The following is a 25,006-nucleotide window of genomic DNA, read 5'->3' on the forward strand; positions in this document are numbered from 1 at the left end:
TAAGTGGTGATTTCAGCGCCCCGGTGTCCAATTCCTCAGCCGGTCGTTTTGGGTCTGGTATTGCTTGCTCAGGCAGACCGCGATGTCGGCGGCGGGCGCGCAGGTGGCATCGCGCTCTTTCAGCCATTTGCGCTGGAAGTCGCGCAGCTGGTCGCGGTCGCCGATGGTGTCGTAGCCTTGGCGCAGTTCCTTGACCTGCTTGGCCAGCGCCAGATCCTGCCTGGCCAACGCCGGGTCGGCGCAGATGGTTTTTTCGACCTTCGTGGCGGCTGCCTTGCAATCGTAGGACGGACCGTCGGCTGCCGGCTCGAAGCGTGCCGTGGACTTGAATTGCGCGGCGTCCATGCTGGTGCTGGCGCCGCTGCGGTCGATGAATTCAACGCTGACGGGCGTAACGTCGTTGGCGCTCATCCAGTCGATCAGCGCGCGGCGTGCCGGCGCGGGAATCTGCAGTGCGGACAGGCTGTTGGAGCCGAGACGCAGTTCGCCGTCGATGATGTTCCCGCCCAGGCCCTGGCCGGTCTGGGTGTCGATCCAGAAGAAGCCCTTGAACGGACAGGCGTGCGCCTCGCAGGCCGATATGCTGACGTAGCGTTTATCGACCACAAACACCGGCTCCGGCGGGCCGCCCAGGCCCGACAGCACCTCCCTGGAAAATTTGCCGGGAAGGCGAGTCTCGATCAGCGGCTTGGCGCGCTTGTCCCAGATGAAGGCATTGCTCGACTTGCCCTCGTAGCTCAACGGCCAGTCGATCGTGGTGGCTTGGGCCAGCGCGGACAGCGTCAGGGCCAGCAGGGCAATCAGTTTTTTCATGGGGCTTCCGTGAAGAGGCGTTTGAGCTTGCGGCCGCCGGTAATTTCAAAGCCATGACGCTCGTAGAACGCCAGGCTGCGGTCGAATTCCGGCAGCGGCGGGGTGCACACTTCCAGCCGGTTCCAGCGCCGCTTGCGCGCCAGTTCGGCGGCGGCGTTCAGCAGCAGGCCGCCGACGCCGTTGGCGCGGAACGGCGGGGCGACGAAGAATTCCTGCATGGTCGCCAGCGCGCCTTCCGCGTACAGTGCGCGGCCTTCGGAGATGCCGACGAAGCCGATCGCCTCGCCCTCCGCAATCGCGATCAGCGCGAGGTATTTTTCCTCGCGCAGCAGGGCGTGGCACAAGCTGGCGGTTTTTTGCGGGTCCAGGTTGAAGGTCTTCACGCCCAGGCGCTGGGAGATTTCCTCGGTCAGCGCAACGGCCATCGCGGCGATCGCCGCTGCATCTTCAGGAACGGCCAGGCGTATTCTCGTATCGGTCATTGCATTGATTCTTTAGTCGTAAAGGTTAAACAGGATAGCAGTTTGCGATCCGCGAATACTCGCGCTTTATCACAGCGACCATTTTTCATCGCCAAGACTTCCGTGCTGCGGTCAGTTGATCTGGATGATCGCGTAAGGTGTCAGGCAAGTAAGCGCCTGGATGAGGCCGGGAACGAGCGGCAACAGCGCAGTCAGACTGTTCGAAGGCGCATCCAAGACTACGACCGCTATCGGCAGGCGACTTAAATTTTGCTGATGCTGGATATTCTTGTCGACCGTGATGAACACATCGAAATGTAAGGCCGCCTTTGAAAGTAGTGCTCCATTTTTCGTGCCGCTCCAGCCGCATTCGGTCACAGTGGAAGCCGTGTGATTGGGCAGGTGCCGTCGCAGTCCGGCAGGGACCGATTCGTCAAGCAGCACGCGCATGATCGAGCAGTCGGCCCTTTGCTGCCTCTATGACAGCCACCGCCATTTCTCGGGAAACGGAAGGGAAGTCCGCCAGGAAATCATCCAGCGAGGACGGCCCTACCAGATAATCGAAAAGGTTTTGCACAGGAACTCGCGTCCCTTGAAAGCAAGGAATGCCGCTCATGATTTCTGGATCGCTCTTGATATACCGGGTATCCATTGCCGCCTCCTTTATAGAAAGTCTAGCATATTCGGACGCCAATAAAAAACGCCCCACAAGTTAGCTAACTGTGAGGCGTTTGCAAACCTATTGTCGACGGTATTACCCAGCCAGCTTGGCCTTCAGCAGCTCGGTCAGTTGCGCCGGGTTGGCCTTGCCGCGCGAGGCTTTCATCGCCTGGCCGATCAGCGAGTTGAGCGCCGCTTCCTTGCCTGCGCGGTACTGCTCCACCGATTTCTCGTTGGCGGCGATGACGTCGTTGACGATCGCTTCCAGCGCACCGGTGTCGGAGATCTGCTTCAGGCCCTTGGCTTCGATGATGGTGTCCACCAGGTTCTCGTCCGTGGATTTGGCTTCCCACATGCCGGCGAAGACTTCTTTCGCGGCCTTGTTGGAGATGGTGCCGTCGGCGATGCGCTTCAGCATGGCGGCCAGTTGCACCGCCGATACCGGCGATTGATCCAGGTCCACGCCTTCGCGGTTCAAGGTCGACGACACGTCGCCCATCAGCCAGTTGGCTGCGGCCTTGGCGTTTTCCTTGCCGGCTTTGTCCACCACGGCGACGAAGTAGGTCGCCATCGCTTTCGACGCGGTCAGCACCAGCGAGTCATATTCCGGCAGCGCGTATTCGCTGACGAAGCGCGCGCGCATGGCGGCCGGCAGCTCCGGCATCGATGCCTTCACCTTGGCGATCCACTCGTCGGAGATGACCAGCGGCGGCAGGTCCGGGTCAGGGAAGTAACGGTAATCCTGCGCGTCTTCCTTGCTGCGCATTTCGCGGGTTTCCTTGCGGTCCGGATCGTACAGGCGGGTGGCTTGCACCACTTTGCCGCCGTCTTCGATCAACTCGATTTGGCGGCGCACTTCGACGTGCACGGCTTCTTCGATGAAACGGAACGAGTTCAGGTTCTTGATCTCGCAGCGGGTGCCGAGTTTCTCATCGCCTTTACGACGCACGGAGACGTTGACGTCGCAGCGGAACGAGCCTTCCTGCATGTTGCCGTCGCAGACGCCCAACCACATCACCAGCGAGTGCAGCGCCTTGGCGTAGGCCACCGCTTCGGCGGCGCTGCGGATTTCCGGCTCGGAGACGATTTCCAGCAGCGGCGTGCCGGCGCGGTTCAAGTCGATGCCGCTCATGCCGGCGTAGTCTTCGTGCAGCGATTTGCCGGCGTCTTCTTCCAGGTGGGCGCGCGTCAGGTTGACGGTCTTGGTGACGAATTCGCCATCCTTCTCGTAGCCGAACGTCAGCGAGCCGCCGATGACCACTGGGTCTTCGAACTGGCTGATCTGGTAGCCCTTGGGCAGGTCGGGATAGAAGTAGTTTTTGCGGGCGAAGATGGATGCCGGCGCGATCTTCGCGCCGACCGCCAGGCCGAAGCGAATCGCGCGGTCCACCGCCTGCTTGTTCATCACCGGCAGCACGCCAGGCAGCGCCAGGTCCACGGGGCTCGCTTGCGTGTTGGCTTCAGCACCGAACTTGATCGGCGATCCGCTGAAAATTTTAGATTCGGTCGTGAGCTGCACGTGGTTCTCAAGACCGATGACGACTTCCCATTCCATATGATTCTCGCTGTATTTTTTAAGTTAGATGCCGGCAGGTGCGCGGGTGTGCCAGTCGGTCGCCAGCTGGTACTGGTGGGCGACGTTCAGCAGTTTCGCTTCGCCGAAATGCTTGCCGATGATCTGCAATCCCACCGGGCGGTTCTTGGCGCCGAAGCCGACCGGGATTGACATGCCTGGCAAGCCGGCCAGGCTGGTGGACAGCGTGTAGATGTCGGCCAGGTAGGCGGCCACCGGATCGTCGGACTTGTCGCCCAGGTCCCAGGCGACGGTCGGCGCGACCGGTCCCATGATGACGTCGCAGACGGCGTTCGGGCCGTTCAGCACCGCTTCGAAATCCTGCGCGATCAGGCGGCGGATCTTTTGCGCCTTCAGGTAGTAGGCGTCGTAGTAGCCGTGGCACAGCACATAGGTGCCGACCATGATGCGGCGCTTGACTTCGTCGCCGAAGCCTTCGGCGCGGGTCTTGCGGTACATGTCCGACAGGTCCTTGTACTCCGACGCGCGGTGGCCGTAGCGCACGCCGTCGAAGCGGGACAGGTTGGACGAGGCTTCGGCCGGCGCGATCATGTAGTAGGCCGGGATCGACAGCGCGGTGTTCGGCAGCGAGATGTCGACCAGGGTCGCGCCCATTTCGACGTACTTGGCCAGCGCTGCGCGCACGGCGTCTTCCACGTCCTTGGCCAGGCCTGCACCGAAGTATTCCTTCGGCACGCCGATGCGCAGGCCTGCCAGCGGCTGGCCCAGTTCGCGGGTAAAGTCTTCGTCGATGCCGCCCATTTCAGGTGTCAGCGAGGTCGAGTCGCGTTCGTCGAAACCGGCCATGGCGTTGAGCAGCAGCGCGCAGTCCTCGGCGGTTTGCGCCATCGGGCCGCCCTGGTCCAGCGACGAGGCGAAGGCGATCATGCCGAAGCGCGATACGCGGCCGTAGGTCGGCTTGATGCCGGTGATGCCGCAGAACGCGGCCGGCTGGCGGATCGAGCCGCCGGTGTCGGTGCCGGTGACGGCCGGCGCCAGGCGCGCGGCCACGGCGGCGGCGGAACCGCCCGAGGAGCCGCCAGGCACGGCGTTCTTGTCCCACGGGTTTTTCACCGGACCGAAGGCCGAGTTTTCATTGGCCGAGCCCATCGCGAATTCGTCGCAGTTCAATTTGCCCAGGGTGACCATGCCGGCCGCGCGGAACTTCTCGACCACGGTGGCGTCGAACGGACTGACGTAGTTGGCCAGCATTTTCGAGCCGGCGGTCGAGCGCCAGTCGCGGGTGACGAAGATGTCCTTGTGGGCGATCGGCACGCCGGTCAGCGGGGTGGCGGTGCCGGCGGCGATGCGGGCGTCCGCTTCGGCCGCTTGCGCCAGGGTCAGCGCGCGGTCCACGTGCAGGAAGGCGTTCAGGTCGCTCTTTTCGATACGGTCGAGGAAATGCGTCGCCAGTTCGGTGGCGGTGATGGCTTTGCTTTGCAGCAGCGCGGACAACTCTTTAATGGTTTTGGTGTGCATGGCGTTTCAATTCAGATTCGTTGCGGCGTCGTCCCCGCGTAGGCGGGGACCCATAGAACGCTGGCCAGATCGGCTCAGCATGGGTTCCCGCCTGCGCGGGAACGACGGTGTTACTCGATCACCTTAGGCACCAGGTACAGCCCGTCCTGGGTCTTGGGCGCGACGGCCTGGTAGTCTTCGCGGCGATTGGCCTCGGTGGCAACGTCTTCGCGCAGGCGCAGGGCGATGTTATTCATGTGCGCCGCCAGCGGGTGGCTCAGCGGAGCGACGCCGTCGGTATCGACCGCCTGCATCTGCTCGGCCAACGCGAAAATGCCATTCAATTGGCCCAGCGCCGTAGCGGTCTGCTGCTCGCTCATCTCAAGTTGTGCCAGTTTGGCAATGCGTGTTACGTCGGATAGGGTCAGGGACATGGCGAATGGCGCGGACGGGCCGCGCAAGGTTTAATTGTTACATTGATAAAAAACTGGAAATTCTGCCTTTTCGCTGGCAAAAGCAAAGGATTGCCGCTTAACTCACGGACTCAACCGATACACTTTTGGCGGGATTTTCGGCAAATCGCATTCAAATTATAAGGTAGAATGGCGGGTTGATGCGTTGCCGGCGCTGAATCATTGCAGCCGCCGCGTCACCACAGGATTTCTTTCTAACGGCTTACGCGCACACCAGTAGCGCCACAGGACACACATGTTTGGTTTTTTACGCAGGTATATTTCCACCGATCTGGCCATCGACTTGGGCACGGCCAACACTCTGATCTACGTTCGCGGCCAGGGCATCGTCCTGGACGAGCCATCGGTCGTCGCGATCCGCCAGGAGGGCGGCCCTAACGGCAAGAAGACGATCCAGGCAGTTGGTAAAGAAGCAAAACAGATGCTGGGCAAGGTCCCAGGCAACATCGAGGCGATCCGCCCGATGAAAGACGGCGTGATCGCCGACTTCACCGTCACCGAACAGATGCTCAAGCAGTTCATCCGCATGGTGCACGACTCCAAATTCTTCCGTCCTTCGCCGCGCATCATCATCTGCGTGCCGTGCGGCTCGACCCAGGTTGAGCGCCGCGCGATCCGCGAATCGGCGCTGGGCGCCGGCGCTTCGCAGGTCTACCTGATCGAAGAACCGATGGCTGCGGCGATCGGCGCCGGCCTGCCGGTGTCCGACGCCACCGGCTCGATGGTGGTCGACATCGGCGGCGGCACCACCGAGGTGGGCATCATCTCGCTGGGCGGCATGGTCTACAAAGGTTCGGTGCGCGTGGGCGGCGACAAGTTCGACGAAGCCATCGTCAACTACATCCGCCGCAACTACGGCATGCTGATCGGCGAACAGACCGCGGAAGCGATCAAGAAGGCCATCGGTTCGGCCTTCCCGGGTTCGGAAGTGAAGGAAATGGAAGTCAAGGGCCGCAACCTGTCCGAAGGCATCCCGCGCTCGTTCACGATTTCGTCCAACGAGATCCTGGAAGCGCTGACCGACCCGCTGAACAACATCGTTTCGGCCGTGAAGAACGCGCTGGAACAGACGCCGCCGGAGCTGGGCGCCGACATCGCGGAAAAAGGCATGATGCTGACCGGCGGCGGCGCGCTGCTGCGCGACCTGGATCGCCTGCTGATGGAGGAAACCGGCCTGCCGGTGCTGGTGGCGGAAGATCCGCTGACCTGCGTGGTGCGCGGCTCGGGCATGGCGCTGGAGCGGATGGACCAGCTGGGCTCGATCTTCTCCTACGAATGATCTGACAAGACGGGGCCGCGAAACAGCGGCCCCGATGCATTGGGATGAGTTGACAGTCTCGTTGGCGCGCGAGCGCCGGATTATTGGAAGTCATGGAATACAGTCCTCCGCCACTTTTCAAGCAAGGCGCCTCCGCCCGCGTCAAGATGACGGTATTCGCGTGCATATCGATCGCACTGCTGCTGGTCGATTCACGCATGCACACCTTGACCACCGTGCGCAAAGCGGCGGCCACCGTGCTGTATCCGCTGCAAATGGCAGCCTTGCTGCCGCGCGACGCCATCTACGGCGTCGGCGATTATTTCTCCACCTTGTCGTCGCTGGAAAAGCAGGTGCGCGAGCTCAAACGCCAGCAGATCGCCGGCGCGCTGGTGCTGCAACAAGCCCAGCTCCAGACCGCTGAAAACGGCCAGCTGCGCCGCCTGATGGACGCGCGCGAACACCTGCCGGTGAAGTCGATGCTGGCCGAGATCCTGTACGACGCGCGCGACGTCAACAGCCGCAAGGTGATCCTCGACCGCGGCACCCAGCAAGGCGTGGCGCTCGGCCTGCCGGTGATCGACAACCAGGGCGTGGTCGGCCAGGTCACCCGCGTGTTCCCCTTTACGTCCGAAGTGACGCTGCTGACCGACAAGGAGCAGGCGATACCCGTGCAGCTGCTGCGCAACGGCTTGCGCAGCGTGGCTTATGGACGCGGCAAGTCCGGCGCCCTGGAGCTGCGCTTCACGGCGCCCAACGCGGACATCCAGGTCGGCGACATCGTCGTCACCTCGGGCCTGGACGGGGTCTACCCGGCCGGCCTGGCGGTGGCGCGTGTGAGCCAGGTGGAAAACAGCGCGGCCGGTTCCTTCGGCGGCGTGGTGTGCCAGCCGCTGGCCGGCATCGCCAACAATACGCAGCTGCTGATCTTGATGTCGGCGCCGGAGATGCCTCCGCGTCCGCCGGATGAAGAGCTGCGCGCGCTCAAGAAGCACAACAACAAGATGGCGCCGATCAAGGAGGCGCCGAAAGAGGGCATCGATCCGGCGCCGGCCGGCACCGCACCCGCGCCTGCGCCGGCCGGTCCGCCCGGCCTGATGCCGGTGATGCCGCCGCCCGCGCCCAAGCCTGCGCCGGCCGCCGCTCCGGCTGCCAATGCCCCAACCAATGCCGCCGTCAAACCCGCTGCCGCCACGCCGGCGGCAGAGCAGGCCGCTCCGCCGGCCGCCCCACCGAAGGAACCGGCACGATGAACCGTCCCCATTATATTCTGCTGCCGGTCAGCCCGCTGTTCATCGCCTTCAGCCTGTTTTGCGCGTTTCTACTGAACCTGCTCCCCTGGGGGAACTTCATCGGCGTGCCGGACTTCGTGGCGCTGGTGCTGGTGTTCTGGGGCGTGCACCAGCCGCGCAAGGTCGGCATCGGCACCGCCTTTTTCCTCGGCCTGCTGATGGACGTGCATGACTCCACGCTGCTGGGCGAGAACGCGCTGGCCTACACGCTGCTGTCCTACTTCGCGATCATGCTGCATCGCCGGGTACTGTGGTTCCCGCTGCTGACGCAGGCCATGCACGTGTTCCCGCTGCTGCTGATGGCGCAGTCGGTGCAGCTGGTGGTGCGCTTCTTCGTGTCCGGCAAATTCCCCGGCTGGTTCTACTTTGTCGAAAGCGTGATCGCCGTGGCCCTGTGGCCGCTGGCGACCTGGCTGCTGCTGGCGCCGCAGCGCCGCGCGGTGGACCGCGACCACACCCGCCCGATCTGACGCCCCGGTCGAGAAGTGACTGAGCACCGTGACTGAGCACCATGACTGAACTCAAGGACAACCAACGAGAGCTGCACCAGTTTCGCCTGCGCCTGACGGTGCTGGGCGCGCTGGTGTTCTTCTGTTTCGCCTCGCTGCTGGCGCGCTTCATCTGGCTGCAGGTCTACAAACATAACGACTACGTCGCCCAGGCCGAAGAGAACCGCATCGCCATCGTCCCGATCGAGCCCAATCGCGGCCTGATCCTGGACCGCAACGGCGTGGTCCTGGCGCGCAACTACTCGGCCTTCACGCTGGAGATCACGCCGTCCAAGCTGAGCGCCACGCTGGACGAAACCATCGACGAGCTGTCCAAGCTGATCACGGTGGAGACCAAGGACCGCAAGCGCTTCAAGAAGCTGCTGGAGGAATCCAAGGGCTTCGAGAGCGTGCCGCTGCGCACCCGCCTGAGCGACGAGGAGGTGGCGCGCTTTTCGGCGCAGCGCTTCCGCTTCCCCGGCGTGGAGGTGCAGGCGCGCCTGTTCCGCCAGTATCCGCTGGGCGAGATCGCCTCGCACGTGATCGGCTACATCGGCCGCATCAACACCACCGAGGCCAAGGCCATCGCCGACACCGAGGACGCCGCCAACTACAACGGCACCGACCATATCGGCAAGGAAGGCCTGGAGAAAAGCTACGAGAGGCAGCTGCACGGCATCACCGGCTACGAGGAGGTGGAGAAGTCGGCCGGCGGCCGCGCCATCCGCACCTTGTCGCGCACGGCCGCCACGCCTGGCAGCAATTTGATCCTGTCGATCGACATCGAGCTGCAAAAGGTGATCGAGGAAGCCTTCGGCGAATGGCGCGGCGCGCTGGTCGCCATCGAGCCGGAGACCGGCGACATCCTGGCCTACGTCTCGCGCCCGGGCTACGACCCCAACCTGTTCGTCGACGGCATCGACTCGCAAAGCTGGAACGAACTCAATACCTCGCTGGACAAGCCGATGGTGAACCGTCCGCTGTCGGGCACCTATCCGCCGGGTTCCACCTTCAAGCCCTTCATGGCGCTGGCCGCGCTGGAGCTGGGCAAGCGCACGCCGGGCCAGACCATCTTCGATCCGGGTTCGTTCACGCTGGGCGGCCACAAGTTCCGCGACGATAAGCCGGGCGGCCACGGCACGGTCGACATGTACAAGTCCATCGTCGAATCCTGCGACACCTACTACTACATGCTCGGCAACGAGATGGGCATCGACGCCATCAGCGATTTCATGAAGCCTTTCGGCTTCGGACAGCTGACCGGCATCGACCTGGAACACGAGAAGCAGGGCGTGCTGCCGTCCAAGGAATGGAAGCGCAACCGCTTCAAGAAGAATCCCGCGGCGCAGAAGTGGGTGGGCGGCGACACCATTTCCATCGCCATCGGCAACGGCTTCAACACCTACACGCCGTTGCAGATGGCGCACGCTGTATCGAACCTGGCCAACAACGGCATTGTCATGAAGCCGCACCTGGTGAAGATCATCGAGGACAGCGTCACGCGCGCGCGCAAGCTGACGGTGCCCAAGGAAAGCTACCGCATTCCGCTCAAGCAGGAGCATATCGACATCATCAAGAACGCCATGGTGGGCGTGACCACCGGCGGCACGGCGGCGCGCGCCTTCGCCGGCGCCGGCTACACCTCGGGCGGCAAGACCGGCACCGCGCAGCTGGTGGCGATCAAGAAGAACGAGAAATACAACGCCAACCTTATCGCCGAGCGCCTGCGCGACAACGCGCTCTACACCGCCTTCGCCCCGGCCGACAAGCCGCGCATCGCCATCGCGGTGGTGGTGGAGAACGGCGGCTTCGGCGCCGGCGTGGCCGCGCCCATCGTGCGCAAGGCGCTGGACTACTACCTGCTGGGCAAGCGCCCGAACGAAAAAGAAACCACCCGCGTGCCGAAGGAGGACGCCGAGCTGCGCTCCGTGCAGGACGTCCAGGCCGAACAGGGCGTCAGCGACGACAAGAAGCCGGGCGCTGAAACCCCCGGCAACAAGGAATAAAGGACCCGCATGCGCATCAACGAAAGGCGTTCCCTGTGGCGCCGCCTTCGCCCGTACTTCACCGTTTTCGACATCCCGCTGATGCTGATCATCTGCGCGCTGCTGTCGGTCGGCCTGGTCACGCTGTATTCGGCCGGCATCGGCATTCCCGGCAAGGTCGAAGACCAGCTGCGTAACATCTGCCTGGCCTTCATCGTGATGTGGTTCGTCGCCAACGTATCGCCGCAGATGATGATGCGGATCGCGGTGCCGGCGTATGTGATCGCGGTGGCGCTGCTGATCGGCGTGGCGTTGTTCGGCACCATCAAGCTGGGTGCGCGGCGCTGGCTGCATGTGGGCATCGACATCCAGCCGTCCGAGTTCATGAAGATCGCCATGCCGCTGATGCTGGCGTGGTTCTTCCAGCAGCGTGTCGGCCATCTGCGCTGGCAGGACTATGCGATCGCCGCCGTGCTGCTGGCGATTCCGGTGGGCCTGATCGTCAAGCAGCCGGACCTGGGCACCGCCTTGCTGGTGGTGGCCGCCGGCTTCTGCGTGATCTTCCTGGCCGGCCTGGCGTGGAAGGCGCTGATCGCGCTGTTCGTCGCCGCCGCCGCCAGCCTGCCGGTGATCTGGTCGGTGATGCACGACTACCAGCGCGAGCGCGTGATGACGCTGATCGATCCGACCTCCGACCCGCTGGGCAAGGGCTTCCACATCATCCAGTCCACCATCGCGGTGGGTTCGGGCGGCATGACCGGCAAGGGCTGGACCCACGGCACCCAGGCCCACCTGGAGTTCATCCCGGAACGCACCACCGACTTTATCTTCGCCGTGTTCTCCGAGGAGTTCGGCCTGACCGGCAACCTGGTGCTGATGTTCCTGTACCTGCTGTTGATCGGCCGCGGCCTGATGATCGCCGGGAACGCGCCCAACTTCTTCACCCGTTTGCTGGCCGGCGCGGTCACGATGATTTACTTCACCTACGCCTTCGTCAACATGGGCATGGTCAGCGGCATCCTGCCGGTGGTCGGCGTGCCGCTGCCGTTCATGAGCTACGGCGGCACCGCGCTGCTGACGCTGGGCCTGGGCGCCGGCATCCTGATGAGCATCCAGCGCCACCGCAAACTGGTGCAGACCTGATGCGCGTGCAAGACGGCCGTCCGCTGTGGCAGCGCGTACGGCCTTACTTCACGGTGTTCGACGCGCAGCTGGCCATCATCATGCTGATGCTGCTGTCGGTGGGGCTGGTCACGCTGTACTCGGCCGGCATCGCGATTCCCGGCAAGGTGACGGACCAGCTGCGCAATATCTGCATGGCCTTCCTGGTGATGTGGGTGGCGGCGAACACGCCGCCGCAGATGATGATGCGCGTCGCCGTTCCTGCCTACGCGTTGGGCGTGGCGCTGCTGGTGGCGGTGGCGCTGGTCGGCACCATCAAGGGCGGCTCGCGCCGCTGGCTCACCTACGGCGTGCAGGTGCAGCCGTCCGAATTCATGAAGATCGCCATGCCGCTGATGATGGCCTGGTTCTTCCAGCGGCAGCAGGGGCTGTTGCGCTGGCACTCCTACCTGATCGCGGCGCTGCTGCTGGCGATCCCCGTCGGCCTGATCGCGCGCCAGCCCGACCTGGGCACGGCGATGCTGGTGGTGGCGGCCGGCGCCTGCGTGATCTTCCTCGGCGGCCTGTCGTGGAAGGCGATTGCGGCGCTGGGCGCGACCGCCTGCGCCGGCCTGCCGGTGCTGTGGACAGTCATGCACGACTACCAGCGTGACCGCGTGTTGACGCTGATCGATCCTTATCATGACCCGCTGGGCAAGGGCTTCCACATCATCCAGTCGATGATCGCCATCGGCTCGGGCGGCATGTCCGGCAAGGGCTGGACCCACGGCACCCAGGCCCACCTGGAATTCATCCCCGAACGCACCACCGACTTTATCTTCGCCGTGTTCTCCGAGGAGTTCGGCTTGGCCGGCAACCTGGTGCTGCTGGTGCTGTACCTGCTGCTGATCGTGCGCGGCCTGAACATCGCGGTCAACGCTTCCACCTTCTTTACGCGCCTGCTGGCGGGCTCCATCACCATGATTTACTTTACCTACGCCTTCGTCAACATGGGCATGGTCAGCGGCATCGTGCCGGTGGTCGGCGTGCCGTTGCCGTTCATGAGCTACGGCGGCACCGCCTTGATGACGCTGGGCCTGGGCGCCGGCATCCTGATGAGCATCCAGCACCACAGCCGCGGCGTGCGCGGCGGCGCCTCCACGCGCGCCTGGGGAGCGGCCGCATGATGGAGATTAAGGATACGGAGCGCGAGCTCCAGCAGTTCCGCGCCCGCGTCACGGTACTGGGCGCGATGGTGTTCATCTGTTTCGGCCTGCTGCTGGCGCGCTTCATCTGGCTGCAGGTGGTCAAGTACAACGACTTCGCCGTCAAGGCGGAGGAGAACCGCATCGCCATCGTCCCTATCGTGCCCAATCGCGGCCTGATTTTGGATCGCAACGGCGTGGTCCTGGCGCGCAACTACTCGGCCTTCACGCTGGAGATCACGCCGTCCAAGCTGGTCATGACGCTGGACGAGACCATCGACGAGCTGTCCAAGCTGATCGAAATCGAGATCAAGGACCGCAAGCGCTTCAAGAAGCTGCTGGAGGAATCGCGGGGCTTCGAGAGCGTGCCGCTGCGCACACGTTTGAGCGACGAGGAAGTGGCGCGCTTTTCGGCGCAGCGTTTCCGCTTTCCCGGCGTGGAGGTGCAGGCGCGCCTGTTCCGCCAGTATCCGCTGGGCGAGACAGCGTCGCACGTGATCGGCTTCATCGGCCGCGTCAGCCGCGCCGAGGCCAAGGCCATCGAAGACACCGACGATGCCGCCAACTACAAGGGCACCGACCATATCGGCAAGGAAGGCCTGGAGAAAAGCTACGAGAAGCAGCTGCACGGCGCCACCGGCTACGAGGAAGTGGAGGTGTCGGCCGGCGGCCGCGCCATCCGCACTTTGTCACGCACGCCGGCGGTGGCGGGCAGTAACCTGATCCTGTCGATCGACATCGAGCTGCAAAAAGTGGTGGAGGAAGCCTTCGGCGAGCGGCGCGGCGCGCTGGTGGCGATCGAGCCGTCGACCGGCGACATCCTGGCCTATGTGTCGCGGCCCGGCTACGATCCCAACCTGTTCGTCGACGGCATCGACGCGCAAAGCTGGAACGAGCTCAATACCTCGCTGGACCGGCCGATGGTGAACCGTCCGCTGTCCGGCACCTACGCGCCGGGTTCCACCTTCAAGCCTTTCATGGCGCTGGCCGCGCTGGAGCTGGGCAAGCGCACGCCCGGCCAGGTGACCTACGATCCTGGTTTCTACTACCTGGGCGGCCATAAATTCAACGACGACGTGGTCGGCGGCCACGGTTCGGTGGACATGCACAAGTCCATCGTCGTCTCCTGCAACACCTACTACTACGCGCTGGGCCACGACATGGGCATCGACGCCATCAGCGATTTCATGAAGCCGTTCGGCTTCGGCCAGCAGACCGGCATCGACCTGGAAAACGAAAAGACCGGGGTGCTGCCGTCGCAGGAATGGAAGCGCAAGCGCTTCAAGGGTGCGGCGGGCAAGTGGGTGGGTGGTGATACCATCTCGGTCAGCAATGGTTCGGGTTACAACGCCTACACCCCTTTGCAGATCGCGCACGCGGTGGCCAATCTGGCCAACAACGGCGTGGTGATGAAACCGCACCTGGTCAAGATCGTCGAGGACAGCAAGACGCGCGCCCGCACGCTGACGGTGCCCAAGGAGAGTTACCGGATTCCGCTCAAGCAGGAGAATATCGACTTTATCAAGGGTGCGATGGTCGGTGTGACCACCGAGGCGGGCGGCACCGGCGTACGCGCCTTTGCCGGCGCCGGCTACACGGTGGGCGGCAAGACCGGCACCGCGCAGGTGATCACCATCCGCTCGGGCGAGAAGTACAACGCCGCAAGGTTGGCCGAGCGTCTGCGCGATAATGCGCTGTTCACGGCTTTTGCGCCGGCCGACAAGCCGCGCATCGTGCTGGCGCTGGTGGTGGAAAACGCCGGCAAGGGCGGCGCCGAAGCGGCGCCTATCGCCCGCAAGGCGCTGGACTACTACCTGCTGGGCAAACGCCCGGCTGGGAAGGACACCACCAAGGTGCCGAAGGAAGATGCCGAGACGGTGTTGCCGGTCGAAGGGCAGACGCTGGAAGAACAAGCCGCTGCGGCAGAATTCGCAGCGCGCGCGCCGACGCAGCCAGTGCCGCCGGTGCAGAAAAAACCGTAAGGAAGAAGTGATGCGCATGAACCGTAGCCGTATTTTGAAAGTCTGCACCGGGCTGGCCTTGCTGGCGCTGGTCGGCTGCGGCACTGCGCCGACAGTGAGCGATACCACCACCCTGCCCAAGACGCCCCGCACCTCCGGCCCGGTCATCAAGGCGCCGTCCAGCGGCAAGCCGGATACCAGCCTGCCGGCGCTGCCGCCGGCCAATTCGGGCCGCGGCGGCTACTACCAGGACGACGGTCCCGGCGATGCGCCGCCATCGAACCTGGCCGACGTGCCGGACGCCGACGTGCGCAACGATCCGCTGCTGCCGTACTCCAATCGTCCCTACGTCGTCTTCGGCAAGACCTACACGCCGATCACCGGCAACCAGCCATTCACGCAGATCGGCGTCGGCAGCTGGTACGGCAAGAAGTTCCACGGCCAGCGCACCTCGTCCGGCGAGATCTACGACATGTACAAGATGACGGCCGCGCATCCGACGCTGCCGATTCCATCCTACGCGCGCCTGACCAATCTGGTGAGCGGCGCGGTGGTCATCGTGCGCATCAACGACCGTGGGCCGTTCCACGCCAACCGCGCCATCGACGTGTCGTACACGGCGGCGCTGAAACTGGGCTTGCTCGGCAAGGGCAGCCACGAACTGCAGATCGAACGCATCCTGCCGGATGAGGTGGACCGCATGCTGGCCACGCGCGCCGGCGTTTCGGGCACGGTGTCGCCGCGCTTGCAGTCGCAGACATCACCACGGAAGGCGTCTTCGGGCGGCTTGGGCGGCGGCGGCCCGCTGCTGCTGACGCCATCGACGACGTTGAGCGAGCCGTTGGTGCTGGCGCCGAAAGCGATGCCGGGTGCGTCATCCTCGGACGCCGAAGCGCTGATGCTGACCGACCGCGCGCCGGCCGACGCCGAAGCGCTGGCGGCCACCACCGCCAAGGGGAGCTTCTACCTGCAACTGGGCGCCTACTCGCGCGCCGAGAATGCGGAAGTGGTGCGTAACAAGCTGTCCGGCAAAGGCCTGAACGGATTGGAAGTGGTGCAGGGCGGTTCCGTGCACCGTTTGTTCACCGGCCCGTTCGCCACCCGCCAGGAAGCGATCCAGGCGGCGCAAGGCTTGCCTTCGTCGTTGAACCTCAAGCCTATCGTCGTCCAGCGCTGACCCGGTCAAAAGACCGGCCACAATACGGCAGCCGTTGTCACGACTTCGACCAGGTCGATGGCGAACATGTAGGCGGCCGACAAGCGTCCCTGCATGTATGCGCCCAGCGCCCAGAAGCCTCCCATCGCCGCTGTAATCGTCAACGCGGAGCGGGCGTAGGAGAGCGCCGCCGAATGCCACAGGCACGCGGCGGCGGCCGTCGCGCAAAGGCTGAACTGCGCCAGCGCCACGTATTGCTTGCGAGCGGTCAGCGGCGGATCGTAGCTTGAGCGGGCCGCTTCCAGGTCGAACGGCTTGCCCGGCAGGGGCAGGGTGGGATCGGCGGGGCGCCAGCCCGGAGGCTTCAGCCAGATCTTCACCTTGTCGGACCAGCGCTTCGCTTGCCGCGACAAGTTGAGCAAGACCCAGTATTCCGACACGATGGCCCAGACGGGATCCCAGCTGTTCAACGGGCTGCGCGTGCCGTACACGCACGGCTCCTGTTCCTCGGCAAATGTGCCGAACATCCGGTCCCAGATGACCAGCATGCCGCCGTAGTTCTTGTCCAGGTACTGATCGTTGACGGCGTGATGCACGCGGTGATTGGACGGCGAAGAAAATACCCGGTCGAACCAGCCCAGTTTGCCGATGTGCTCGGTATGTATCCAGAACTGGTACAGCAGCACGATCAAGCCGGCCACTGCGAACTGTTCGGGCTGCACGCCCAGCAAGGCCATCGGCAGATAAAAGATCCAGCCGATGAAGATCACGGAACTCTCCTGGCGCAGCGCGGTGGAGAAATTGAAGTCCTGGCTTTGATGATGCACCTGGTGCGCCGCCCACATCAGCGCGCATTCGTGGCCCATGCGGTGCAGCCAGTAATCGCAGAAATCAAACAGCACGACGGCGACGACCCAGCCGTACCAGGATGACCAGAAATCCGCCAACGACACCAGCCGAACCTGGCTGAATACCCAGGTGTACAGGCCGATCTGAAACAGCTGCGTGAGCACCGCCACCAGTTGGCTGATCAAGCCTTGGCTGAGGCTGCTCAAGGCGTCGTTGAGGCGGTAGGTGTTGCGCTGTTTTATCCATCCGTAGGCAAATTCCGCCACGATCAGCAGAAAGAACACAGGGAAGATCAGGACGATGAATTGTTCCATATGAAAAGGCGTGTGAACGATCAACCGATAGTTTGCCAGATTCTCCGGACGGGCGCGCCGAGCACATCTGTGAACGTTGGTTTTGCTGCATAATGTTTGCCCGTTCGGACCGATTATTACCAAGGACTATCTGAGACCATGCGCCAGAAAATTCGCGATGAAATTTCATCCATTTCTCCTGTCGACGATCTGGAGCGCAATGATATTTCCAGTTGCCTTGCATGGGTGGACTCTGGTGTGGAATTGTGCCGTGTAGCGAAGCCGGCAACGCCGCCTATGCACCTGGTGTCCTATTTTGCCGTCATCGATGACGGGCATGTGCTGCTGGTGGACCACCGAAATGCTAAGTTATGGCTACCGCCTGGTGGCCATGTTGAACCAGGTGAGCATCCTCGCGTGACAGTTGCTCGTGAATTGGAAGAAGAGCTCGGCTTTGCCGCCCCTCATCCAATTGGGACGCCCCTGTTTGTGACCGTGACCACGACCGTTGGCCTTACCGCCGGGCACACAGACGTGTCGTTGTGGTACGTGGTCCGTGCGAGCCGGCATCAAAGCATCAAGTTTGACGAGCGCGAATTTGAGGGCGTACGCTGGTTTCCGTTCGATGAGGTTCCGCTTGAGCGCGCAGATCCGCATATGAAGCGGTTCCTGGTTAAGTTGGCGCTCAGCGCGAAAACCTGCGCGGCGTAGACTCGACGATTTACGTTAAGTTAATCGCTTTAAAACAGATGAACGGTCACGACCGCCAAAGCGTTATTCAGCCGATCGGGGACCTTGAACGAGTGCGGACGCTAATCGGCCGACAGTAGTTGCGCCAGCCGCTCGGCGCGAAAACGCTCGACGACAAATTCCACGAAGGCACGCGTCTTGGCCGGCAGCAGCTTCTGCGCCGAATAGTAGATCGATACGGAGCCGCCGTCCACATGCCAGCCGGGCAGCACGCGCACCAGCGTACCCGCATCCAGATGCGCCAGCGCTTCCGAGTAGTTGATCAGGGCGATACCCAGGCCCAGCGCCGCAACGTCGCAGGCGGCGCCGGGATCGCTCATCGTCATGCGCACGCGCAGCGTGACGGGTGCCTGCTGCCTGCTGCGGTTGACCAGCGCCCACGGACGTATCCTGCCCGTTTGCGGCGAGCGGATCAGGATGCCGTCATGCTCATGCAGGTCGGCGGGCGACTTCGGCGCGGGATGTTCGGCCAGGTAGGCCGGCGACGCCACCAGCACCCGGTTAGCCGGCGCCAGTTTGCGCGCCACCACGCCGGGCGACAAGTCGATGCCGCCGCCCAGCGCGGCGTCGAAACCCTGCGCGACCAGGTCCGCCGGACGGTTGTCGAACGCCCAGTCGGGCGAGATGGCGGGATAGCGCTGCAAAAAATCGCCCAGCATCGGCACGATGTACTTGCGGCCGAAATTGGCCGGCATGCTGACCCGCAGCACGCCGGCAGGCTGGCCTCCGGAGCTGGACAGGTTGGCGACCGCGTTCTGTATCGTCGACAGGCTGCCGCCCACTTCATCGAGGAACTGCTGCCCGCCCTCCGTCAGCGACAGGCTGCGGGTGCTGCGCTGGAACAGGCGCACGCCCAGCCGCGCCTCCAGCCGCGCGATGTTCTTGCCGACGGCGGCCGGCGTCAGGCCCAGCCTGCGGGCCGCCTCCGAAAAGCTGCCCGCTTCAGCGCTGCGCACGAAGCATTCAATGCTGATCATGGTTTCCATGGGTTTTATTTTAAACCAAATGGATCAACTGCATATAGTAACTATGGTCTAGTCGAGACATAATTGCAGGCGGATACTGAAGGCTCCAAATCACTCACCAGGAGCTTCAAATGACCAACGGTAAAATCGCATTCATACAGGGCGGCTCGCGCGGCATCGGCGCGGCTATCGCAAAACGGCTGGCAGCGGACGGCGCCACCGTCGTGCTGACGTATTCCAGCTCGGCCGACAAGGCCGCGCAAGTGGTGGCGGAGATCGAAGCCGCCGGCGGCAAGGCGCAAGCCGTCAAAGCCGACAGCGCCGACGCATCTGCATTGAAAGCCGCCATCCGCAACGCCGCCGAGGCCCATGGCCGCATCGACATCCTGGTCAACAACGCCGGCGTGCTGGCAATCGCGCCGCTGGAAGACTTTACGCTGGAAGACTTCGACCGCACGCTGGCCGTCAATGTGCGTAGCGTGTTCGTGGCGACGCAGGAAGCGGCGCGCCATATGGGACAAGGCGGCCGCGTGATCACCATCGGCAGCACCAACGCGGAGCGCATGCCGTTCGGCGGCGGCGCCACCTACGCGATGAGCAAATCGGCGCTGGTCGGCCTGACCAAGGGCATGGCGCGCGACCTCGGTCCGCGCGGCATCACCGTCAACAACGTGCAGCCCGGCCCTGTCGATACCGACATGAACCCGGACAGCGGCGATTTCGCCGGCGCGCTGAAAGCCATGATGGCCCTGCCGCGCTACGGCAAGGTGGAGGAGATCGCCAGCTTCGTCGCTTATCTGGCGGGGCCGGAAGCGGGCTATATTACCGGCGCCAGCCTGACGATAGACGGCGGCTTCAGCGCATGAGGTAGTGCCCCGGCGTTTATCAATGCCCGGCGTTTGAAAAGACGTTCATTGTCACGACGCCGGCAATGATCAGGCCCATGCCAATCAGCGCCGGGGCGTCCAGTTTTTGTCCGAAAACGGTCCAGCCGACGATGGTGATTAGTACAATGCCGACGCCTGACCAGATGGCGTATGCGATGCCGACTGGTATGGTGCGCAGTGTTATCGAGAGAAAGTAAAACGCCACGCCATAGCCCAACAGGACGATGATGGAGGGCACGAGTTTGGTAAATCCCTCGCTCGATTTCATCGCGGATGTGGCTATCGTTTCTGCTACGATTGCTACCCCTAATACGAGCCATTTGTTCATTGTATTTCTCCTTTTTGAGTGGGCAGTATGCATTGATTTCCAAGGCCCGAACAGTCTAGGCAGCGCGCAAAAACCGTGAGCAAATACAGATCATGGAAGGTGATTTTTTGATAGAGATTTCCGAAGCTAGCCAAAGCGAACTTGGGGATGTGGCGAACTTGTATGCCGAAGCGGCGTATGGTGCCGCCATTGACCCGGCAGATACGGTCATGGTGGCCAAATCAGGTGGGCAGGTCGTTGGCGCGGTGCGTCTGTGTGCGGAGGAGGGCGTGACGGTCTTGCGCGGCATGCAAATCCGGTGCGCGTTTCAGCGACGGGGCATCGGCGCTCAACTGCTGGCGGCGTGCCAGCCTTATTTGGACAGGCGGCGGTCATTCTGCCTGCCGTACGCCCATCTGGTCACTTTTTATGCTGTCGCTGGGTTTGAGCTCGCAGCCGAAGCGGAGCTGCCCCATTTTCTTATGCGGCGTTTGAATGCCTACAATGCTCAAGCCCAAAACGTCGTCGCCATGCGACGCGATACGCCCGGCCGCTGACGCTATTTGCAGGCGTGGCTTTCCGCGTTCGGGTAGCCGGCGCGGAACTGTTCCAGCTTGGTCTTGAGCTCAGCATCCACGTCGCGGAACTGGAAGGCCAGCAGCTTGCTGCCGCTCATGCGCGGCGCCACGCGCGCGGTGCGCACGCCTTGTTTCATCAGGATGGCCAGCTGGTTCTGCGCCGCGCTTTCGGTCTTGAACACGCCCAGCGAAATCCCCCAGCGCAGCGGCGAGTTGTCGTTCATGATGAAGTAGTTGGTCACGCCCAGCGCGCGCAGTTCGCCGGCTTTCTTGTCGGCGCCTTCCTTGCTGCCCTGCGGCGGCATATAAACGATATAGCTCGATATCTCGGTGCCCGGCAGGTTGTGGCGCGACTGGCGGTCGCCCAGGTTCAGCGGCGCCAGCTGGGCTTCGAAGCGGCGCGCGTCGGCCAGCACGAAGCTGCCGATTTCCACGCAGGCCAGCACTTCCGGCGCCGGCCTGGCGCTGGCGGCGGCGCTGGCCGCCGCGGCGGTCGCGGCCGATGCATCGTTGGCCTTGTCGGCGGAGACGATGAGCAGTTTATCGGCGTTGAGTTGATTGAGCAGGCGCTCCGGCTCGCGCTCGTTGCCGCTGAAATGGCCGAGATACCCTTTGCCGTACGCGAACAGCGCGGCATTGATGGCGACCAGCGACCAGAAAATAAATTTCAGCACGGAGCTTCCCTTGCGACCTTAGTCGGCGCTGCCGGCGGCAGCATGCAAACCGATTAACACGATATTGTCGACGATACGGTAAGGCACCTTCAGCATCGGCGCGATATACGGCGCCGCGCCGCCGGAGATGATGCACTCGGCCGCGCCATGCCGCGCGTACGCGTGCTCGATGGCGCCGCTCTGCGCGGCCAGGCAGCCGCTCAGGATGGCGTCGTCGGTATTGTCGGCGAATCCGTCCGGCAGCTTACCGTCTTGCGCAATTTGCGGCAACTGCGCCGTGTTGCGCGCCAGCGAACTGGCCATCAGGCCCAGGCCCGGCAGGATCATCCCGCCCAGGAACATGCCGTCGGCCGTGATGGCGTCGATGGTGGTGGCGGTGCCGCAGTTGGCGACGATGACTTCGCGCCCGGCCGCCAGCGCGTGGCCGGCGATGGCGGCGGCGAAGCGGTCGCAGCCCAGCTGCGCCGGATTGCGGTAGCCGTTGGTCACGCCGGCCAGCGCCGGCAGCGAGGCAAACCATTCGATCGCCTGCTGCGGCAGGATCATGGCCGGGAAGGTCCGCTGCAGCACGTATTCCAGCTGCACGCGCAGCGCGCCGCCGGCCACGTTGGCGATCAGGATGCGGTCGACGCCGCGGTCGGCCACCGCTTCGCTCAGGTGCAGCTCCAGCTGTTGCAGGTCGGCGTGCATGACGGCGCCGTGGGCGATCCATGCGCCCAGTTCCGTGCCCGGTTCGGCCAATGCCCATTTGACGCGGGTGTTGCCGGCGTCGATCAGTAGAATCATGTTAGTCCGATAGAAGAGGCGATAGTTGACGACAGGCGCAGCGAGACGTCGCCGGACAGCACTTCGGCGCGGCCCTGTTCCGTGTCGAGCATCAGGCGGCCGATGGCGTCGACGCCGGCGGCGCGGCCCTGCTGCAGCACTTTGCCCTGGTCGAGGATGACGACTTCCTGGCCCTGCCAGGCGTGCAGCAGGTTCCAGCGCTCGGCGAAGGGGGCGAAGCCGGTGTCGTCGAATTCGGCCAGCACGGCGGCCAGGCGGCTGAGCAGGGCGGCCATCAGCTGGTTGCGGTCCATCTTGGCCAGCCACGGCGCGGCGGCCACTTCGCGGCCGATCTGCGCTTCCAGCTCGTCCGGCATGAGCAGGTTGATGCCGACGCCGATCACGGCCCAGATGGCGTTGTCGTGGCGGGAGGTCTGGGTTTCGACCAGGATGCCGGCCAGTTTTTTGCCGTCGCGCAGCAGGTCGTTGGGCCACTTGATCTGCACCGGCACGCCCAGCGCGGCGATGGTCTCGGCCAGCGCGACGCCGACCGCCATCGGCAGGCCGGACATCCTGTGCAGCGGTCCCTTGAAGCGCCAGGCCAGCGAGAACATCAGCGCGGCGCCGGGCGCGGACAGCCAGCTGCGGCCGGCGCGGCCGCGTCCCGCCGTCTGGTTGCCGGCGATGCGCAGCACCGGGCCGGCCAGCGTGTCGATGCGCGCCAGCAGGTCGGCGTTGGTGGAGCCGGTTTCATCGACGGTTTCTATCGCCACATGCGAGGCGCTGGTGGCGCAGTGGGCGCGGATGGTGTCGGTGCTGAGGATGCTCATGCCGGGACCTTGCGTGGCTTGTGCGGCGCCTTGGCGAAGGCCAGGTCGTACAGTGGATTCGGCAGCATGCGCAGCACCTTGGCGACGATGCCCATCTGCCACGGGATCACCTTGTAGCTGCTGCCGGCGGCGATGGTGCGCGCGGCCTTGGCGGCGAACTTTGCGGGCGCCATCAGGAACGGCATCGGGTAGGGATTCACCTGCGTCATCGGCGTGTCGATGTAGCCGGGGCAGAGGGTGACGACGCGGATGCCGTAGGGCTTCATCTCCAGCCGCAGCGATTCGCAGTAGCTGATCACGGCCGCCTTGGAGGCGCTGTAAGCCTCGGCGCCGGGCAGGCCGCGGATGCCGGCCACGCTGCCGATGCCGACCAGCCGCGCCGGTCGGTTTTGCGTTGCCATCTGGGCTTTCATCGCCGGGATGAACGGCGCGAAGGTGGCGGCGGTGGCCACCACGTTGGTGGCGATGACGGCTTCGAATACGGGGATGTCTTCGGCGAACTCGGTCAGCGTGCCGACCGAGATGCCGGCGTTGGCGATCACCACGTCGATGCCGCCGGCGTGCGCCATGAAGGCTTGCGCGGCGGCGGCGATGGCGGCGTGGTCGCGCACATCGACCGCGTAGGCGCGGTGGCGTTCAGGGTTGGGGAGGGTGGCGATCAGCTGGTCCAGCATCGCGCTGCGGCGGGCCAGCAGGCCCAGTGTGGCGCCTTGCGCCGCGTATTCGGCGGCAAGGGCCGCACCCAGGCCGCTCGAGGCGCCGGTGATGAAGACCCGCTCCGGCCCGGCGCCCTGGATTGCCATCGTTATTTCTTTTCCGCTTTCGCCTTGGCGACCAGGATGTCCATCACTTGCGTGGCTTCGGCGTGCAGCTCGGCTTCGGTGGTGGCTGCCTTGGTGCCGTCGTTGGCCATGGTCGGCGAGGTGACGTATTTGCCGTCGATGGCGATCATCGGCCACGAATCGACGCCGTAGGCATCCATCATCGAGGTCGCGCGGCGCACGCTGCCGCCGACGCCCAGGCCGCGATAGATCTCGATGAACTTCTGGCGGTCCACGCCCTGCTTGGCGGCGAAGTCGAACGCCATCTCGTCGCGGTTCATGCGGTTGTGGTTGACGTGCATCTCGGTGAAGATCTTGGTGTGCATGGCGTCGTTCAGCAGGCCCATGGCGCTGAGCGTGAAGAACAGCTTCTGCTGCGGCAGGTCGGTGCCGCTGCGCGAGATGTGCATGCGCTTGAAGACGATGGCGTCGCCCTGTTTCTTGACCCAGGCCGTCAGCGTCGGATCGAAAGCGAAGCAATGCGGGCAGGCGTAGTCGAAGAACTCGATGACTTCGACCTTCTTGCCGCTATCGACCGGCTGCGGCGTCGCCAGCGTCTTGTATTCGACGCCGTTCTTCGGATCGGACGGGGAGGCCGACGACAGGGCTGCAACGCTTAACATCAACGCACCAACTACGAATTTCATGAATCGCATCTGAATACTCCTGGCTGATTTTTGCTTATTTCTGCTTATTTCTGCTTATTTTTGATTACGCACGACGGCGACGTCGATGCCGTTTTCGGACAGCTTGCTACGAACCTTGTTCATCGTTTCGACCTGGTTGAACGGGCCAAGGCGCACGCGGTGCAGCACGCCGGTGTCGGTGGCGCGGTCGGACAGGTTGGCCTCGAAGCCCAGCAGGGCCAGCTTGGCGCGGGCGCTCTCGGCGTCGGCCACTTCGCGGAAGGCGCCCGCTTGCAGGTAGTAGATGAATTTGTCGTCGCCGCTGTCGGCGGCCGGCGCCGGCTTGGCAGGCGTCGGCGCAACGTTGGCGGCGGCAGGGGCGGCTGGCGCGGCGGCTTTTGGTTTTTCAACCGGAGCAGGGGCAGGCGCCGGTGCTGGCGCGGCTGGCGTGGCCTGGATCTTGTCGACCACCGCTTGCAGCGGATCGGCCGGAGGCGGGGCCTTCGGCGTTTCCTTGGCAAAGTCCTTGGCCGCTTCGCGCACCGCTTCCTTGTTGCCGTACATAGGCTTGTTCGGATCGGCGGCTTGTCCCGCGGTCGGTTCCGCAACCTTGCTGGCACGCCCCTTGTCGGTGAACGGCGTCGAGCCCTTGTTGATCACCAGGGCGACGACGACGGCGATCGCCAGGCCGATGACCAGGCCGATGACGATGCCGATGATGGTGTTGCCGTGCTGGCGCGAACGCGGGGTAAGGCTGGTGCGGAAATTCATTGTGCG

27 protein-coding genes are annotated in these 25,006 nt (G+C 63.9%); 11 read left to right on the plus strand and 16 right to left on the minus strand.

Annotated elements, in window-relative coordinates; genetic code table 11:
* Window positions 1-12 precede the first annotated feature (12 nt).
* The 7 genes from RUGAMON1_RS04010 to gatC all read right to left on the minus strand — a co-directional run bounded on the left by RUGAMON1_RS04010 (window position 13) and on the right by gatC (window position 5,399).
* Window positions 13-813, minus strand: a complete 801-nt coding sequence (locus tag RUGAMON1_RS04010) for a lysozyme inhibitor LprI family protein (RefSeq protein ID WP_445229289.1) — start codon at window positions 811-813, stop codon at window positions 13-15.
* The gene (locus RUGAMON1_RS04015) at window positions 810-1,295 is read right to left on the minus strand and encodes a GNAT family N-acetyltransferase (RefSeq protein WP_445229290.1); all 486 of its coding nucleotides are present in this window, start codon (window positions 1,293-1,295) and stop codon (window positions 810-812) included. Before RUGAMON1_RS04015 ends, RUGAMON1_RS04010 begins: the two co-directional genes overlap by 4 nt.
* Window positions 1,296-1,406: 111 nt before the next feature.
* Window positions 1,407-1,724, minus strand: a complete 318-nt coding sequence (locus RUGAMON1_RS04020) for a hypothetical protein (RefSeq protein WP_445229291.1) — start codon at window positions 1,722-1,724, stop codon at window positions 1,407-1,409.
* Entirely contained in the window at window positions 1,708-1,926 is a 219-nt protein-coding gene (locus tag RUGAMON1_RS04025; protein WP_445229292.1) for a DUF433 domain-containing protein, read from the minus strand. Before RUGAMON1_RS04025 ends, RUGAMON1_RS04020 begins: the two co-directional genes overlap by 17 nt.
* 102 nt (window positions 1,927-2,028) lie before the next feature.
* On the minus strand, window positions 2,029-3,489 hold the full coding sequence (gene gatB / locus RUGAMON1_RS04030; RefSeq protein ID WP_445229293.1) for an Asp-tRNA(Asn)/Glu-tRNA(Gln) amidotransferase subunit GatB: 1,461 nt from the start codon (window positions 3,487-3,489) through the stop codon (window positions 2,029-2,031).
* 24 nt (window positions 3,490-3,513) lie between these two features.
* Window positions 3,514-4,986, minus strand: a complete 1,473-nt coding sequence (gatA, locus tag RUGAMON1_RS04035; protein WP_445229294.1) for an Asp-tRNA(Asn)/Glu-tRNA(Gln) amidotransferase subunit GatA — start codon at window positions 4,984-4,986, stop codon at window positions 3,514-3,516.
* Between the two features lie 110 nt (window positions 4,987-5,096).
* The gene (gene gatC, locus RUGAMON1_RS04040; RefSeq protein ID WP_116992534.1) at window positions 5,097-5,399 is read right to left on the minus strand and encodes an Asp-tRNA(Asn)/Glu-tRNA(Gln) amidotransferase subunit GatC; all 303 of its coding nucleotides are present in this window, start codon (window positions 5,397-5,399) and stop codon (window positions 5,097-5,099) included.
* Window positions 5,400-5,673: 274 nt separating this feature from the next.
* On the opposite strand from gatC, the gene RUGAMON1_RS04045 reads away from it, so the two are divergent.
* The 8 genes from RUGAMON1_RS04045 (at window position 5,674) to RUGAMON1_RS04080 (ending at window position 15,905) form a co-directional block, all read left to right on the plus strand.
* Window positions 5,674-6,717, plus strand: coding sequence for a rod shape-determining protein (locus RUGAMON1_RS04045; protein WP_008445008.1), 1,044 nt, complete (start codon window positions 5,674-5,676; stop codon window positions 6,715-6,717).
* A gap of 92 nt (window positions 6,718-6,809) precedes the next feature.
* Complete coding sequence (mreC, locus tag RUGAMON1_RS04050) at window positions 6,810-7,949, plus strand: rod shape-determining protein MreC (protein WP_445229295.1); 1,140 nt, start codon at window positions 6,810-6,812, stop codon at window positions 7,947-7,949.
* Window positions 7,946-8,458 carry a rod shape-determining protein MreD gene (gene mreD, locus RUGAMON1_RS04055; RefSeq protein WP_116992251.1) on the plus strand — a complete coding sequence of 171 codons (513 nt, stop codon included), beginning with the start codon at window positions 7,946-7,948 and terminating at the stop codon, window positions 8,456-8,458. Before mreC ends, mreD begins: the two co-directional genes overlap by 4 nt.
* A 41-nt stretch (window positions 8,459-8,499) precedes the next feature.
* Window positions 8,500-10,482, plus strand: coding sequence for a penicillin-binding protein 2 (gene mrdA / locus RUGAMON1_RS04060; RefSeq protein WP_445229296.1), 1,983 nt, complete (start codon window positions 8,500-8,502; stop codon window positions 10,480-10,482).
* 9 nt (window positions 10,483-10,491) lie between these two features.
* Window positions 10,492-11,604 (plus strand): rod shape-determining protein RodA, encoded by a 1,113-nt coding sequence (rodA, locus tag RUGAMON1_RS04065; protein WP_445229297.1) that lies wholly within the window; start codon window positions 10,492-10,494, stop codon window positions 11,602-11,604.
* A complete protein-coding gene (gene rodA / locus RUGAMON1_RS04070) occupies window positions 11,604-12,749 on the plus strand; it encodes a rod shape-determining protein RodA (protein WP_445229298.1) in 1,146 nt (381 codons plus the stop codon). The genes rodA (RUGAMON1_RS04065) and rodA (RUGAMON1_RS04070) overlap by 1 nt, the downstream gene beginning before the upstream one ends.
* The gene (gene mrdA, locus RUGAMON1_RS04075) at window positions 12,746-14,749 is read left to right on the plus strand and encodes a penicillin-binding protein 2 (RefSeq protein WP_445229299.1); all 2,004 of its coding nucleotides are present in this window, start codon (window positions 12,746-12,748) and stop codon (window positions 14,747-14,749) included. Before rodA (RUGAMON1_RS04070) ends, mrdA (RUGAMON1_RS04075) begins: the two co-directional genes overlap by 4 nt.
* 10 nt (window positions 14,750-14,759) lie before the next feature.
* Entirely contained in the window at window positions 14,760-15,905 is a 1,146-nt protein-coding gene (locus RUGAMON1_RS04080) for a septal ring lytic transglycosylase RlpA family protein (RefSeq protein WP_445229300.1), read from the plus strand.
* A gap of 5 nt (window positions 15,906-15,910) precedes the next feature.
* On the opposite strand, the gene RUGAMON1_RS04085 is transcribed toward RUGAMON1_RS04080, so the two are convergent.
* Complete coding sequence (locus tag RUGAMON1_RS04085; protein ID WP_445229301.1) at window positions 15,911-17,047, minus strand: sterol desaturase family protein; 1,137 nt, start codon at window positions 17,045-17,047, stop codon at window positions 15,911-15,913.
* Window positions 17,048-17,185: 138 nt separating this feature from the next.
* Here RUGAMON1_RS04085 and RUGAMON1_RS04090 point away from each other — a divergent pair, with 138 nt between their 5' ends.
* Window positions 17,186-17,737 carry an NUDIX hydrolase gene (locus tag RUGAMON1_RS04090; protein WP_445229302.1) on the plus strand — a complete coding sequence of 184 codons (552 nt, stop codon included), beginning with the start codon at window positions 17,186-17,188 and terminating at the stop codon, window positions 17,735-17,737.
* 101 nt (window positions 17,738-17,838) lie between these two features.
* Here the strand turns inward: RUGAMON1_RS04090 and RUGAMON1_RS04095 are convergent, their stop codons facing one another.
* On the minus strand, window positions 17,839-18,762 hold the full coding sequence (locus tag RUGAMON1_RS04095; RefSeq protein WP_445229303.1) for a LysR family transcriptional regulator: 924 nt from the start codon (window positions 18,760-18,762) through the stop codon (window positions 17,839-17,841).
* A 110-nt stretch (window positions 18,763-18,872) separates the two neighbouring features.
* On the opposite strand from RUGAMON1_RS04095, the gene RUGAMON1_RS04100 reads away from it, so the two are divergent.
* A complete protein-coding gene (locus RUGAMON1_RS04100; protein ID WP_445229304.1) occupies window positions 18,873-19,607 on the plus strand; it encodes a 3-oxoacyl-ACP reductase family protein in 735 nt (244 codons plus the stop codon).
* 19 nt (window positions 19,608-19,626) lie between these two features.
* Here RUGAMON1_RS04100 and RUGAMON1_RS04105 read toward each other — a convergent pair whose 3' ends face one another.
* Window positions 19,627-19,956, minus strand: coding sequence for a DMT family transporter (locus tag RUGAMON1_RS04105; protein WP_445229305.1), 330 nt, complete (start codon window positions 19,954-19,956; stop codon window positions 19,627-19,629).
* 92 nt (window positions 19,957-20,048) lie between these two features.
* Here RUGAMON1_RS04105 and RUGAMON1_RS04110 point away from each other — a divergent pair, with 92 nt between their 5' ends.
* Window positions 20,049-20,492 carry a GNAT family N-acetyltransferase gene (locus tag RUGAMON1_RS04110; protein WP_445229306.1) on the plus strand — a complete coding sequence of 148 codons (444 nt, stop codon included), beginning with the start codon at window positions 20,049-20,051 and terminating at the stop codon, window positions 20,490-20,492.
* Between the two features lie 2 nt (window positions 20,493-20,494).
* On the opposite strand, the gene RUGAMON1_RS04115 is transcribed toward RUGAMON1_RS04110, so the two are convergent.
* The 6 genes from RUGAMON1_RS04115 to RUGAMON1_RS04140 are packed head-to-tail and all read right to left on the minus strand — an operon-like array spanning window position 20,495 to window position 25,000.
* Window positions 20,495-21,187: an SPOR domain-containing protein gene (locus tag RUGAMON1_RS04115; protein WP_445229307.1), complete on the minus strand. Its 693-nt coding sequence runs from the start codon at window positions 21,185-21,187 to the stop codon at window positions 20,495-20,497.
* A gap of 18 nt (window positions 21,188-21,205) precedes the next feature.
* On the minus strand, window positions 21,206-21,973 hold the full coding sequence (locus tag RUGAMON1_RS04120) for a type III pantothenate kinase (RefSeq protein ID WP_445229308.1): 768 nt from the start codon (window positions 21,971-21,973) through the stop codon (window positions 21,206-21,208).
* Complete coding sequence (locus RUGAMON1_RS04125; RefSeq protein WP_445229309.1) at window positions 21,970-22,782, minus strand: biotin--[acetyl-CoA-carboxylase] ligase; 813 nt, start codon at window positions 22,780-22,782, stop codon at window positions 21,970-21,972. The genes RUGAMON1_RS04120 and RUGAMON1_RS04125 overlap by 4 nt, the downstream gene beginning before the upstream one ends.
* On the minus strand, window positions 22,779-23,585 hold the full coding sequence (locus tag RUGAMON1_RS04130; RefSeq protein ID WP_445229310.1) for an SDR family oxidoreductase: 807 nt from the start codon (window positions 23,583-23,585) through the stop codon (window positions 22,779-22,781). The genes RUGAMON1_RS04125 and RUGAMON1_RS04130 overlap by 4 nt, the downstream gene beginning before the upstream one ends.
* 2 nt (window positions 23,586-23,587) lie before the next feature.
* Window positions 23,588-24,259: a thiol:disulfide interchange protein DsbA/DsbL gene (locus RUGAMON1_RS04135; protein WP_445229311.1), complete on the minus strand. Its 672-nt coding sequence runs from the start codon at window positions 24,257-24,259 to the stop codon at window positions 23,588-23,590.
* 45 nt (window positions 24,260-24,304) lie between these two features.
* Window positions 24,305-25,000, minus strand: a complete 696-nt coding sequence (locus tag RUGAMON1_RS04140; RefSeq protein WP_445229312.1) for an SPOR domain-containing protein — start codon at window positions 24,998-25,000, stop codon at window positions 24,305-24,307.
* Window positions 25,001-25,006 lie beyond the last annotated feature (6 nt).

This window comes from Duganella rhizosphaerae, from assembly GCF_040364205.1.
In the GTDB taxonomy this organism is placed as follows: domain Bacteria; phylum Pseudomonadota; class Gammaproteobacteria; order Burkholderiales; family Burkholderiaceae_D; genus Rugamonas; species Rugamonas rhizosphaerae.